This window comes from Kushneria sp. Sum13 (assembly GCF_052692355.1).
In genome coordinates this window covers 43,958-57,300 of record NZ_CP199847.1, presented here as the reverse complement: position 1 = coordinate 57,300, position 13,343 = coordinate 43,958, and the positions used below count along the sequence as shown (strand labels likewise).

The window sequence follows — 13,343 nt, the reverse complement described above, 5'->3', positions numbered from 1 at the left end:
AACGTGGGCGGTAAAGAACTATTACTCAGGCATTAGCATGTAACAATACAACCATCGACGCAGGCGTCGGGAACGTCGCAAATCGATGCCGGACGCCCGGGCATCCACCTCGTCGGCAACTCTGGCAGACCAGTGGCGTCTTTATGATCGCCCACGGATGTGATCATTCGGCCACCGTGGCATGATCAACCCCTTTCCCTGACATGGAGACATCATGGTGCAGCAGCCTCCCATCACCGCGCCGGCGCCCCTGATCTGCTTTCAGGGCAACTGCGCCGGGCGCAATGCGCTTGGCATGACCGGCGCGCTCGCCCTCGCTCAGCACCTTGCCCGGCATCTGGACATTCCTCTTCAGACCCTGGGGGCGCCGGGGCAGGCCCTGCCGGGCAGCTGGCAAGAGGTGCTGGAGACCATCCGGCCCGATTTTGTCTCGATGGGTCGATATCTGGAAAAGATCCTGAGCGCGGGCAAGCGTCCGGTGCTGACCATGAGCCGCTGTGCCGGGGGTCTGGCCACCCTGCCGGTGGTGGCCCGTTATCATCCGCAGGCCTGCATTGTCTGGTTTGACGCCCACGGTGATCTCAATACCCCGGAGACCACCGGGTCGGGTTATCTCGGCGGCATGGTGATTGCCGGCGCCGCCGGACTCTGGGACAGCGGTCTGGGCAGTGACCTCACGCTGGATCAGGTGATTCTGGCCGGTGCCCACCAGCTCGACCCCGGTGAGCAGGCGCTGATCGATGAGGGACGGGTGTGTCATCTCTCCCCGTCCGAGCTGAGCGTCGAGACCCTGCAGCGCGCCATCAACGGCCGCCCGGTGTATATCCACCTTGACTGTGATGTCCTTCGCGCCGGCGTGGTGCCCAGCGATTATCAGATCGACGATGGGCTTGCGCCCAACGCACTGTCCGAGCTGATGACTGCCCTTTCCCGGGAAAATGTCATCGGCATGGAAGTGGCCGAGCTGGAATCACACTGGCCCGAGCAATCAGAACCGGCGGATCTGACCGTGCTGGTTGACGCCCTGTCGCCGGTCGTAAAACGCCTGTTGACCGAAGATGCCCCATGCGCGCCCTGATTCACGATTTTGAAACCGCCGGCGGCAGCGCACGTGAGTGTGGCGTGGTTCAGCTGGCCGTGCTGGGCGGGTCGCTGGGAGCGGATGGCGCCTTCGATCTACAGTGGCAGTCAAGCGAGCGCTATCACCCGGGCGGACCGATTGACCCGGCCACCACCCGGGTGCACGGCGTTCATGATGAAGACGTCGCGCACTGCCCTGACTATCGCCGGGCAGTGCCCGCGGTCTACCGGGAAGCTGCGCGTCAGGGCTTTGACGCGCTGGTGATCGGCTACAGCAATACCAGTTTCGACAACGTGATCGCGCGTCGGCTGGGGCTGCGCCCCCGGCGCAGTCTGGACCTGTTCATTCCCGCCTATCGGCTCAAAAAGCGTGACGGTCTGGAAAGCGCCTCACTGGGCAATATGTATCGCGAGCTGACCGGTAGCGAGCCCGTCAACGCCCATGACGCGCTAGCGGATACACGCATGACTGCTGCGTTGATCCCGCCGCTGATGGCGCGCTTTGGCCTGGACGACTTCCCGGCGTTTCTTGACTGGGCCACCACCGGCCAGCCGGTGCCCGGCCTGCGACTGCGCTTTGGCCCATCGCGCGGCCACACGATCGAATCGCTTGATGATGACGCCCTGACCAGGGCGTTGACCGGCTGGCGCGGCGGCAATATCGATGTACTGGCCTCGCTTGAGACCGAATATGCCAGGCGCGGTCTGAAGGCGCGCCCCGAGCAGGGGCAGCTTTTCTAGAGACTTTCTCTCTCGGCCCTGGTATTGCAATCGGCCCCGGTATCGCGATCGGCAAACACCTCCTTGGCGATAAAAAGCCCATTCAGTGCGGCCGGGAAGCCGGCGTAGACCGTCATCTGCATGATAATTTCGACAATCTCCTGCCGGCTCACACCAACATTGAGCCCGGCCTCGATATACACCTTCAACTGAGGGGCGGCCGTACCCATGGCCGTGAGCGCCGCGATGGTGGCAATTTCACGCTCGCGCAGGGCCAGCCCCGGGCGGGAATAGATATCGCCGAAGGGAAACTCCAGCAGATAGGTCGCAAAGTCGGGCGCGATATCGGCCAGTGCACGGACGACCTTCTCACCGGCCTCGCCATCGATGGCGGCCAGCGCCTGACGGCCGCGGATCAGCCGCTCGCTCTCATGGGGTCGGGTCATGTCTCTGTTGTCCTGTCATGGTGGGCGGTCTGGTAGCCTTCAATCTTGGTATCCAGCACCTCAAGCGATGCCTGTAGCAGCGTCATGTGTTCACGCACCCGTTCACGGTGGGCCTCAAGCAGCGCGCAGCGATTTTGTGCAGTCGCGTCACCCTGCGCACGCAGATTGGCGTAATCGAGCATTTCGCGAATCGGCATGCCGGTGGCCCGCAGGCGCTCCAGAAAGGCCAGCCACACCAGAACGCTGGCATCATAGTCCCGCTGGCCCGAGCCATCGCGTCGGGGCGGTGGCAACAACCCGATACGCTCGTAGTAGCGCAGGGTATGGGCCGAGCGCCCCGAACGTCTGGCCAGTTCTCCAATCTTCATGCATCTCTCCGTTGCTGGTGTCAGAGAGGTTACGGCCTGGAGCGCACTCCAGGTCAAGCAAAAGGATCGCGTCATGACCGCTACCGTTCAAACCACAATGCCTGTCATTCAAAAGGAGTCCACCGGCTGTGGCATCGCCGCCTGCGCGGCGCTGGCCGGGCTGACGTATGAGGCCACCAGAGGCCGCGCCGCTGCGCTGGGCATTCATGCCAGCGATCGCTCGCTCTGGTCGAACACGGCCTACGTGAGGAGACTTCTGGCTGACCTTGGCATTGGGACATCAAAGGAAGAATCCCCCTTTACCGGCTGGCAGGATCTGCCGGATCGCGCGCTGCTGGCGATCAAGTGGCGACGCATTGATGGCGTGCCCTTCTGGCACTGGGTGGTGTTCGTGCGAAAGCCGGGAGAGAGTGTGGTGCTGGATTCGAAGGCCGCGCTCAAACACAACACGCGCCGTGACTTTGGCCGCATGAAGCCGCAGTGGTTTATCGAGGTGCTGACGCAGTAAGTACTAATACAGAAGTATGCTGATACAAAAAAGTATCGATACAGAAGCGTACTGGCATGGAAAGGCATAAAAAACCGGAGCGCAGGGCTCCGGTTGGATCGAACAGCAGACGCGAATCAGATGTCCAGATTCGCGACCAGTGCGTTCTTCTCGATGAAGTCACGGCGGGGCTCGACCTCATCACCCATCAGGGTGTTGAACATCATGTCGGCGCCAATGGCATCCTCGATCGTGACCCTGAGCATGCGGCGAACGTCCGGGTCCATGGTGGTTTCCCACAGCTGGTCCGGATTCATCTCGCCCAGCCCCTTGTAGCGCTGGATGCTGAAGCCACGGCTGGCCTCGGCCATCAGCCAGGTGAGGATGTCGTGGAAATTCTCGACCGGCTTTGAACGCTCGCCGCGGGCAATGTAGGCACCCTCTTCGAGCAGACCATCAAGCGCCTTATTAAGCGCGACCATGGCGGCATAGTCGACCGACTGGAAAAAGCCCAGACCCAGCGGATAATCGGTTTCCACCCCGTGGGCGCTCAGCATGGCCGCCGGCAGGTACAGACCGCGCTCCTCGCTATGGATCAGACGGAAGGTATAGCGCGGGCCACCTTCATAGGCGATAAGCTGGTCCATATCGGCCTGCAGGGCCTCGACCCAGCCTGTCATGGCGCTCTTGTCTGTCAGCATCTCTTCACTGACCGGCGCGGCATAGATCAGACGCTTGAGGACGTCGGCGGGATAGACGCGCGCCAGACGGTCCAGGCGGTCCATCACGTCACGATACTGATGCACCAGCTTTTCGAGATGCTCACCGCCAATACCCGGGGCGTCAGCATTGACGTGCAGCTGCGCGCCATCAAGGGCGGTGGTGGTCAGATGCTGGATTAGCGCCGCCTCGTCCTTGAGATACATCTCGTTCTTGCCGCGCTTGATCTTGTACAGCGGCGGCTGGGCAATAAAGATGTGGCCGCGCTCGATCAGCTCCGGCATCTGACGGAAGAAGAAGGTCAAAAGCAGGGTACGGATGTGCGAGCCATCGACATCGGCGTCGGTCATGATGATGATCGAATGATAGCGCAGCTTGTCGGCGTTGAACTCTTCACGACCGATGCCGCAGCCCAGCGCGGTGATCAATGTGCCGACCTCGACCGAGGACAGCATCTTGTCAAAGCGGGCCTTCTCGACGTTGAGAATCTTGCCCTTGAGCGGCAGGATCGCCTGGGTGCGACGATCACGGCCCTGCTTGGCGCTGCCGCCGGCAGAGTCACCCTCGACCAGGTAGATCTCCGAACGGGTCGGGTCCTTCTCCTGACAGTCGGCCAGCTTGCCGGGCAATCCGGCAATGTCGAGCGCGCCCTTGCGCCGTGTCATCTCGCGCGCCTTGCGGGCGGCGTCACGGGCACGGGCCGCGTCAATCATCTTGTTGACGATCGCCTTGGCATCAGCGGGGTTTTCCAGCAGGTAATCGGAGAGCTGGCGGCTCATCTCCTGCTCGACGGCCGTTTTCACCTCGGAGGAGACCAGCTTGTCCTTGGTCTGCGAGGAGAATTTCGGGTCGGGCACCTTGACCGAGATGATCGCGGTCAGACCTTCACGGGCATCATCGCCAGAGGTCGCGACCTTGGATTTTTTCTGCAGCTCTTCGGCCTCGATGTAGCTGTTGAGGCTTCGAGTCAGCGCACCGCGAAAGCCCGCCATGTGCGTGCCGCCGTCGCGCTGCGGAATGTTGTTGGTGTAGCAGAAGATGTTTTCGCTGTAGCTGTCGTTCCACTGCATCGCCACTTCTACCGCAATGCCATCCTCACGCTCGGCATTGAAGTGAAACACCGGGTTGATGGTGGTGCGATTGACGTTGAGGTGATTCACGAAGGCACGCAGACCGCCCTCATAGTGAAACAGCTCCTCGCGACCGTCGCGCTCGTCGAGCAGACGAATCGCCACGCCGGAGTTCAGAAACGACAGTTCGCGCAGGCGCTTGGCCAGAATATCGTAGTGAAACTCGATATTGGCAAACGTGTCTGCCGACGGCTTGAAATGAATCTGGGTACCGGAGCGTTCGGTATCGCCAACCACTGCCAGCGGCGACTGCGGCACGCCGTGCTTGTAGATCTGCTCGTGGACCTGATTCTTGCGCCAGATGGTGAGCTTGAGCTGCTCGGAGAGCGCATTGACCACCGAGACGCCCACGCCGTGCAGTCCGCCGGACACCTTATAGGAGTTGTCGTCGAACTTGCCGCCGGCGTGAAGCACGGTCATGATCACTTCCGCGGCCGACACGCCTTCGGAGTGAATATCGGTCGGAATGCCACGACCGTCATCGGAGACGGTCACGGATTCGTCGGGATGGATGACCACCCGGATTTCGCTGCAGTGGCCGGCCAGGGCCTCGTCGATCGAGTTGTCGACGATTTCAAACACCATGTGATGCAGGCCGGTGCCATCATCGGTATCGCCAATGTACATGCCCGGGCGCTTGCGTACCGCGTCCAGTCCTTTAAGAACCTTGATACTCGATGAGTCGTAAGCCTGTGGTTCGCTCATTGATGCTCCCGGGTCATCGTGCCGTCGGCATGTTTGCCAGACGACCCTGTTTCACGTGAAACCTTTTTACATCGGTATCGACATGCCAGTGCCCCTCAAGCGAGGCGGGCTCGATACCGGTCAGAAAGGTCTGACAATTCATCTGTTCCAGCAGCCGACAAAAGGCGCGGCGGTGCTGCTCGTCAAGTTCGGCTGCCAGATCATCGATCAGATAAAGGCAGCGGTGGCGGTCCTTTTGCTCCAGAAGCCGTCCCTGCGCCAGTTTCATGGCGCTGACCACCAGCTTCTGCTGTCCTCTGGAGAGCACTTCAGCGGCCGGATAGCGGCCCATGCGCAACCGTAGATCCGCACGCTGAGGCCCCTGCTGGGTAAACTTCATCTGCCGGTCGGTGGCCACCCCCTCCAGAAGAATCTCCTCAAGCGGGCGGTTCTTGTCCCAGCCACGGTAGTAGCGCAGCGACAGGTCCGGCAGATCGATCAGCTCGGCAAGCGTTGCACTGAACACGCCTGAAAAGCGCGCCATCCAGTCATTGCGCATGGCGTCCAGCCGATCGCTCCAGCGCGCCAGTTCACGGCTCCAGAGGGCCAGCGACTGTTCATCAATTCTATCATGTCTGAGCAGCGCATTCCGATGTTTGAGCGAGCGTCTTACCCGGCGCCAGACATCGAAAAAATCGGGATAAACGTAAAACACCCCCCAGTCGAGAAACTCGCGCCTGGCGGCGGGCGCGCCTTCGATCAGGCGAAAGGCATCCGGGTTGATCAGCTGCATGGGCAGATGACGGGCCAGTTCGGCAATGCGATCGATTTTCTCGCCGGCCACCCGCACATTGAGCCCGTCACTGTCGCGACGGCGCTCCACGCCCAGCGGCAGGGCCGGGTCTCCGGTCAGCCGGCCAAACAGTGTCAGGGCATCCTGATCGTGGGTGATGGCATGCTTGAGCTGACGGGTACGAAATGAGCGTCCCATGCCCAGAATATGCAGGCCTTCCAGCAGGCTGGTCTTGCCGCTGCCGTTGTCGCCAAAGATCAGGTTGACGTGCGCACCCGGCTGCCAGGTGACGGCCGGCAGGTTGCGCAGCCCCTGAAAATGAAGATGATCAAGCGGCATGGCGATCCGAAAGGGACGCGCGCCCGGCTGATGCCGGGCGCTGATGTGGCAAAGAGACTGGCAGGCGATGCCGCAAGAACGTCAGAGCCGCATCGGCATGACAACGTACATGGCGTCGCCGCCGCCGGGCGCTTCCAGCAGCGCACTGCTGTTGGGATCGGACAGCGTCAGCTGCACCTGATCGGTGTCCAGCACGCTGAGCACATCAATCAGGTAACCCACGTTAAAGCCGATCTCCAGCGCACTGCCGTTGTAGTCGATCGCCACGTTCTCTTCGGCTTCTTCCTGCTCGGGGTTGTTGGCCAACACCCGCAGGTTGCCCGCTTCCAGATTGAGACGTACGCCGCGGTACTTCTCGTTGGAGAGAATCGCGGTACGCGAGAGCACCTTACGCAGCTCGCCACGTTCGGCCAGAATCTGCTTGTCGCCCCCCTTGGGGATCACCCGTTCGTAGTCGGGGAACTTGCCATCGACCAGTCGCGAAGTGAAGGTGTAGGCGCCGGTGCGCACGCGCAGGTGGCTGGCCCCCAGCATCAGCGTGATCGGCTCGTCGCTGTCATCCAGCAGGCGCGAAAGCTCGACCACGCCCTTGCGTGGCAGAATCAGGCGCTGAGGTTCTTCAAGCGAGATATCGGCACTGCGCGAGCAGACTGCCAGACGGTGACCGTCGGTGGCCACGGTGCGCACCAGATGGTCGCGCAGCTCGATCAGCATCCCATTGAGGTAATAGCGCACATCCTGCTGCGCCATCGCAAACCCGGTGGCATCAATAAGCTGCTTGAGCGTACGCCGCGGCAGGGTCAGCTCGGTGCTGCCCTGATTTTCATCAATGCTGGGGAACTCGGCCGCCGGCAGGGTCGACAGCGTAAAGCGCGAGCGGCCCGCACGCAGCAGCGCCCGGCCGTCCTCGATGGCCAGGGTGATCTCGGACTGATCGGGCAGCGACTTGCAGATGTCCATCAGCTTGCGCGCCGGGACAGTCACCGCACCGCTCTCCTCGATATTTGAGGGCGCGACGCGACCGATCAGTTCGACTTCGAGATCGGTGCCGGTCAGCGACAGTTCACCATCGCTGACCGTCAGTAGTACGTTGGAAAGCACCGGCAGGGTCTGACGGCGCTCGACCACCCCCGCCACCAGCGACAGCGGGCGCAGCAGGGCTTCACGCGAAATGGAAAATTTCATGGGGCTCCACTCTTTTCAGGCTCTTGTTCCGGCCACAGTGTTGTCATGTCGGTCACGGCTGTTGATGCGCATGCGGTATAGCCCGAGCATTCGATCATCAGCTGGTTAAAAGACGCAGCAGGTTCTTGTAGTCTTCGCGGATATCGGAGTTCTCTTCGCGCAGCTCCACCACCTTGCGACAGGCGTGCAGCACCGTGGTGTGATCACGGCCGCCAAAGGCATCGCCGATTTCGGGCAGGCTGTGGTTGGTCAACTCCTTGGCCAGCGCCATCGCGACCTGACGCGGCCGGGCCACCGAGCGCGAACGGCGCTTGGAGTGCAGATCGGCCACCTTGATCTTGTAATATTCAGCGACAGTACGCTGAATATTATCCACGCCGACCTGCTTGTCCTGCAGCGCCAGCAGATCCTTGAGCGATTCGCGGATGAACTCCTGATTGATGGGCTGGCCCATGAAATGAGAGTCAGCGATCACCTTTTTGAGCGCCCCTTCCAGCTCGCGCACGTTGGAGCGGATCTTCTGGGCGATGAAAAAGGCGGCGTCATGCGGCAGATCAGCCTTCGCCTGCTCGGCCTTTTTCATCAAAATCGCCACGCGCGTTTCAAGTTCCGGCGGCTCGATGGCCACCGTCAGCCCCCAGCCAAAGCGGGATTTCAGACGCTCCTCGACCCCACTGATCTCCTTGGGGTAGCGGTCAGAGGTCAGAATCATCTGCTGACCGCCTTCAAGCAGCGCATTGAAGGTATGGAAAAACTCTTCCTGGGAGCGCTCCTTGCCGGCAAAGAACTGGATATCATCGATCAACAGCGCATCGACGCTGCGATAAAAGCGCTTGAAGTCGTTAATGGCGTTGAGCTGCAGCGCCTTGACCATGTCGGCCACGAAGCGCTCGGAGTGCAGATAGACTACCCGGGCGTTGTCTCGAAGGCCGGCCAGATGGTTGCCGACGGCGTGCATCAGGTGCGTTTTACCCAAGCCCACACCGCCATAAAGGAACAGGGGGTTGTAGGCACCACCCGGGTTTTCGGCGACCTGTCGCGACGCGGCACGCGCCAGCTGGTTGGATTTACCTTCGACAAAGGTTTCAAAGGTAAATCCCGGGTTCAGCCCGCTTTGATGGCGGATGCTGCCCTCGACCTGTACCTGGCGTTCGCCGTTGTCACTGCGGCGCCCGCCGGTGGTATTGCCGGAAGGCGGCGCAGCCGGGATTTCGCGCTCGTCATGATAGTTGCCCCGCGGTGATGTCGGTGGCGAGGGCGGCATGGGCGCGCGTGCCGAGGCCCGGGTCACGCTTGAGGACCAGGCGGCCTGCGAATGATCGCCGGTGTCATCATGGCGAGGCGCCGCACTGGGCTCTGCCTGAGCGGCCGGGCGTGATACGGGATTGGATACCGTGCGGCGACTGCCGATGTCCAGCGACACCTTGGGCGGACGACCCTGAGCCAGCTCGCGCATCAGCTCGTTGATGCGCTTTAGATACTTGTCGTTGACCCAGTCACGCACAAAGCGATTGGGGGCCAGCAGGGAGAGTTCGTGGTCACTGGAACCGCTTTCGGCCTGCAGGGGACGGATCCAGGTGTTGAACTGCTGAGAGCTCAGTTCATCCTGTAAATAGTCAAGACATTGCTGCCAGAGAGCGATGGACACACGCGACCTCTATCAATGGTGAGTCGTGCAAATGGGGCGGTAGTGTAACGCTCGTGCTACGGGTTATCCACACCGGGTTGGTGGTCGAAACCCGGTGTGGATAACCTTATCCCCGCTACCAGGGCCTCTCCAGGGCGTGCAGATGCGTGTGGAAAACCGATGTGCGCAGCTTGTGCACAAAGTTATGCACAGAGCGGCAATGTTCGTGCGTGGATAAAAATTGCACGTCTTCGTTGAATTCTCTAGAATCCCGGCTCTTGACCCCCGTGCGCCTCGATTTTGAGGGCATCGGTGTCACCGATCACTCAAGTCTCAATTCGGGAATCGCAACCATGAAACGTACTTTCCAGCCCAGCGTCCTCAAGCGCAAGCGTAACCACGGTTTTCGCGCTCGCATGGCCACCAAGAACGGCCGTCAGGTGATCTCGCGTCGCCGCGCCAAGGGCCGCAAGCGCCTGAGCGCCTGATCCTTTTAAAGGATCAGTCGAGCTCATGACCAATCACGGATTTCCCCGCGGTCTTCGAATCCTGACCGCCGGGGAATACCGTCATGTTTTCGAACATGCCAGTTTCAGGATTCACGGCAAGGGTCTTCTCGCACTCGCGACTCCGAACGATCTCGGTCACGTTCGTGTAGGGCTGGTGTTCAGCAAGAAGAACGTACGCCGAGCCGTGGATCGCAACCGTCTCAAGCGTTTGACTCGAGAATCGGTGCGACTGCGCCAGCAGTGGTTGCCGGGTGTGGATATTGTCGTGCTGTCACGCAAGGGCGTGCACGAGATCGACTCGGAAACACTGGCCAGACAGCTTCACGGCATGTGGCGACGCCTTGAAAAGGACGTCAAACGCCAGCCGGAGCATCAGCAATAATACGAGGCGCGACGAATCGCCGAGTGCGACCCGTCGTTTTCTTGCGCCGCGTCGACATTTTCCCACCGGGCAATCCCAATGGATCTGAAACGACTTCTTTTTGTCATCCCGCTGGCCGTACTTGCCTACCTGATGATCATTCAATGGAGCAATGATCACGGGCAAAACGACCGACCCGATGAAGCGCCTCCCGCCCTATCCCAGCAAAGCAGTGACGTTGAACCCGGTGAGCAGTCGCTCGATGCGCCCGATACCGGCAGTGACCGTGCCAGCACGCCACAGCCCGGCAACACTACTGACAGTCCCGATAGCGCTGATGCCCAAAACACCAGCCTGATCAGTGTTCGTACCGATGCCCTTGACCTGCGCATCGACCCGCGCGGTGGCGATATCGTCTATGCCGCCCTGCCCAAGCATCTGCAGCGCCTTGATAGCGACGCGCCCTTCGTTCTGCTCTCCGATGATCAGCGCCGCAGCTATATCGCACGCTCCGGACTGCAGATGGAAGGCCACAAGGGCCGGATCACCTTCCGCCCCGAGCAGACCAGTTACCAGCTGGGGGATGATCAGAAGTCGCTTCAGGTCGACATGAACGCGACCGTCAACGGCGTCAACATCATCAAGCGCTTCACTTTCGAGCGCGACAGCTATGCGGTCAAGGTCGACTATCTGATCGACAATACCTCGCAGACGCCAATCAGCGCGCGCTTTATCGGCCAGCTGGCCCGTGACAACAGCGATGACCCGACCAGCGGCGCCGGCGTTGGCATGCATGCCTACCTGGGCGCGGCCTTCTCATCGCCGGATGAGCACTATCAAAAGGTCAGCTTCGAGGACATCAAAGACGGCAAGTTCAATAACGCCGATGTCCGCGGTGGCTGGGTGGCCATCATTCAGCACTACTTCACCACCGCCTGGGCACCCAATCAGGATCAGCAGAACCTGTATTACGCCGACGTCGACCAGCGCGGACGCAACGTGGCCGCTTTTGCCAGCGCCAGCGAGACCGTAGCGCCGGGTCAGAACGGTGATCTCTCGGCCACCCTTTACATGGGTCCCAAGGAGCACGACCGTCTGGAAGCCGTGGCTCCGCACCTGCAGCTGACCGTTGATTTCGGCTGGCTGTGGTTCCTCGCCAATCCGCTGTTCTGGCTGCTCACGCATATCCATGCGCTGATCGGCAACTGGGGCTTCTCGATCATCCTGCTGACCGTGCTGGTCAAGGCCGTCCTCTTCCCGCTCTCTGCCACCGCCTACAAGTCGATGGCCAAGATGCGCAAGATGGGCCCCGAGATGAAGCGCATCAAGGAACTGCACGGCGACGACCGTCAGAAGATGTCGCAGGAGATGATGAAGTTCTACCAGAAGGAGAAGATCAATCCTCTGGGCGGCTGTCTTCCGATCGTAATTCAGATGCCGGTATTCATTGCGCTTTACTGGATGCTGATGGAGTCCATCGAGCTGCGCCATGCGCCGTTCATGCTGTGGATTCATGATCTGTCGGCGCAGGACCCCTACTTCATCCTGCCGATCATCATGGGTCTGACCATGTTCCTGCAGCAGCAGCTCAACCCGACGCCGCCGGACCCCACGCAGGCGAAGATCATGAAGATGCTGCCGATTGTCTTCACCTTCTTCTTTTTATGGTTCCCGGCCGGTCTGGTGGTCTACTGGATTACCAACAACCTGCTTTCGATCACGCAGCAGTACTTCATCACCAAGCGTATCGAAAACAGTGATGTCGACAAGGACAAGACGGCCTAGACCGTACGTGGCACTCGCCACACCGAAAACCCCTGCCACGGCAGGGGTTTTTCTTTATCCGCCACGCAGGAGATGGTTGTGACACAATAGTGCCGCCGAAATCACCTGCCGATCACGGAAAGCCTGAGCCGTCACCATGCCAGACAGCACTGTCATTGCCATCGAACTCTCCGCCGTCGTCATTGCCATGGAGTCGGCCACCCCCACCGTTTTGCTCACTCGCACCATGGATCGCTGTCGCGCCCCCATGCTGCCGGCCGGTGACTTCGATCCGCGTCATCACCGCACCTTCGAGCTCGGCCTGCGTGACCGGGTCGCTCACCAGACCGGTCTGGCGCTGGACTACGTCGAGCAGCTCTATACCTTCGGCGACCAGGACCGTCTCCAGCCGGATGCGCCCGGCGAAATCACGCGCCATATTTCCATCGGCCATCTGGGGCTGGTATCGCAGCAGCAGGCACTGCGTGATGAGCAGACGCTCTGGGCCAGCTGGTATGACCATTTTCCGTGGGAGGATTATCGTCACGGTCGCCCGGCGATCATCGACATGATCATCGCCCCGGCGCTGTCCCGCTGGACAAATGAAGCCCCGGACGAGGCCACCCGCGAGGCAAGGCGCCAGCGCGCACAGCTGGCCTTTGGCCTGAACGGCGCGCGCTGGGTCGATACCCGGGTGCTGGAGCGCTTCGAGCTGTTATATGAGGCCGGGCTCGCCCCCGAAGCGCAACATCATGACCGCGCCGAAGTCATCACGACCCTGCCGGGTGAGCCTCTGATGTCCGATCACCGCCGCATTCTCGCCACCGCGATGGACCGCCTGCGCGGCAAGCTGCGCTATCGCCCGGTGATCTTTGATTTACTGCCCGAGCATTTCACCCTGTCCCAGCTGCAGCTGACCATCGAGGCCATCATTGGCTGTCGCCTGCACAAGCAGAACTTTCGCCGGGCGCTGGATCGCACCGGGCTGGTGGTGCCTACCGGGGCGGTGGATACCACGACCGGCGGGCGTCCGGCCGAGCGCTTTCGCTTTTGTCGCGAGCAGTGGCGCCAGCAGATGGCACCGGGCGTGCAGACCCCGCTGGCGCACAGCGAGTATCAGTAGACTCGCG

At 61.0% G+C, this 13,343-nt stretch carries 13 protein-coding genes; 7 read left to right on the top strand and 6 right to left on the bottom strand.

What is annotated here, in order from left to right:
- Window positions 1–214 precede the first annotated feature (214 nt).
- The gene (locus tag ACUN8C_RS00265; protein WP_445620391.1) at window positions 215–1,078 is read left to right on the top strand and encodes an arginase family protein; all 864 of its coding nucleotides are present in this window, start codon (window positions 215–217) and stop codon (window positions 1,076–1,078) included.
- Window positions 1,066–1,821 carry a 3'-5' exonuclease gene (locus ACUN8C_RS00260; RefSeq protein ID WP_445620390.1) on the top strand — a complete coding sequence of 252 codons (756 nt, stop codon included), beginning with the start codon at window positions 1,066–1,068 and terminating at the stop codon, window positions 1,819–1,821. Before ACUN8C_RS00265 ends, ACUN8C_RS00260 begins: the two co-directional genes overlap by 13 nt.
- On the opposite strand, the gene ACUN8C_RS00255 is transcribed toward ACUN8C_RS00260, so the two are convergent.
- Together ACUN8C_RS00255 and ACUN8C_RS00250 are read right to left on the bottom strand one after the other, a co-directional pair.
- The gene (locus ACUN8C_RS00255; RefSeq protein ID WP_445620389.1) at window positions 1,818–2,246 is read right to left on the bottom strand and encodes a carboxymuconolactone decarboxylase family protein; all 429 of its coding nucleotides are present in this window, start codon (window positions 2,244–2,246) and stop codon (window positions 1,818–1,820) included. The genes ACUN8C_RS00260 and ACUN8C_RS00255 overlap by 4 nt on opposite strands.
- Window positions 2,243–2,614 (bottom strand): MerR family transcriptional regulator, encoded by a 372-nt coding sequence (locus ACUN8C_RS00250; protein WP_445620388.1) that lies wholly within the window; start codon window positions 2,612–2,614, stop codon window positions 2,243–2,245. The genes ACUN8C_RS00255 and ACUN8C_RS00250 overlap by 4 nt, the downstream gene beginning before the upstream one ends.
- 73 nt (window positions 2,615–2,687) lie before the next feature.
- On the opposite strand from ACUN8C_RS00250, the gene ACUN8C_RS00245 reads away from it, so the two are divergent.
- On the top strand, window positions 2,688–3,122 hold the full coding sequence (locus ACUN8C_RS00245) for a hypothetical protein (RefSeq protein ID WP_445620387.1): 435 nt from the start codon (window positions 2,688–2,690) through the stop codon (window positions 3,120–3,122).
- A 116-nt stretch (window positions 3,123–3,238) separates the two neighbouring features.
- Here the strand turns inward: ACUN8C_RS00245 and gyrB are convergent, their stop codons facing one another.
- From gyrB to dnaA, 4 genes are all read right to left on the bottom strand, one after another.
- Complete coding sequence (gene gyrB / locus ACUN8C_RS00240; RefSeq protein WP_445620386.1) at window positions 3,239–5,656, bottom strand: DNA topoisomerase (ATP-hydrolyzing) subunit B; 2,418 nt, start codon at window positions 5,654–5,656, stop codon at window positions 3,239–3,241.
- Between the two features lie 13 nt (window positions 5,657–5,669).
- Window positions 5,670–6,767 (bottom strand): DNA replication/repair protein RecF, encoded by a 1,098-nt coding sequence (recF, locus tag ACUN8C_RS00235; protein ID WP_445620385.1) that lies wholly within the window; start codon window positions 6,765–6,767, stop codon window positions 5,670–5,672.
- An 81-nt stretch (window positions 6,768–6,848) separates the two neighbouring features.
- A complete protein-coding gene (gene dnaN / locus ACUN8C_RS00230; protein WP_445620384.1) occupies window positions 6,849–7,952 on the bottom strand; it encodes a DNA polymerase III subunit beta in 1,104 nt (367 codons plus the stop codon).
- Between the two features lie 97 nt (window positions 7,953–8,049).
- Entirely contained in the window at window positions 8,050–9,600 is a 1,551-nt protein-coding gene (gene dnaA / locus ACUN8C_RS00225; protein ID WP_445620383.1) for a chromosomal replication initiator protein DnaA, read from the bottom strand.
- Window positions 9,601–9,932: 332 nt separating this feature from the next.
- Here dnaA and rpmH point away from each other — a divergent pair, with 332 nt between their 5' ends.
- The 4 genes from rpmH to ACUN8C_RS00205 all read left to right on the top strand — a co-directional run bounded on the left by rpmH (window position 9,933) and on the right by ACUN8C_RS00205 (window position 13,336).
- Window positions 9,933–10,067, top strand: a complete 135-nt coding sequence (rpmH, locus tag ACUN8C_RS00220; protein WP_086623304.1) for a 50S ribosomal protein L34 — start codon at window positions 9,933–9,935, stop codon at window positions 10,065–10,067.
- Between the two features lie 25 nt (window positions 10,068–10,092).
- Entirely contained in the window at window positions 10,093–10,470 is a 378-nt protein-coding gene (rnpA, locus tag ACUN8C_RS00215; protein ID WP_108841164.1) for a ribonuclease P protein component, read from the top strand.
- Window positions 10,471–10,548: 78 nt separating this feature from the next.
- Window positions 10,549–12,234 (top strand): membrane protein insertase YidC, encoded by a 1,686-nt coding sequence (yidC, locus tag ACUN8C_RS00210; protein WP_445620382.1) that lies wholly within the window; start codon window positions 10,549–10,551, stop codon window positions 12,232–12,234.
- Between the two features lie 136 nt (window positions 12,235–12,370).
- Window positions 12,371–13,336: an NUDIX hydrolase gene (locus ACUN8C_RS00205; RefSeq protein WP_445620381.1), complete on the top strand. Its 966-nt coding sequence runs from the start codon at window positions 12,371–12,373 to the stop codon at window positions 13,334–13,336.
- Window positions 13,337–13,343: the final 7 nt, after the last annotated feature.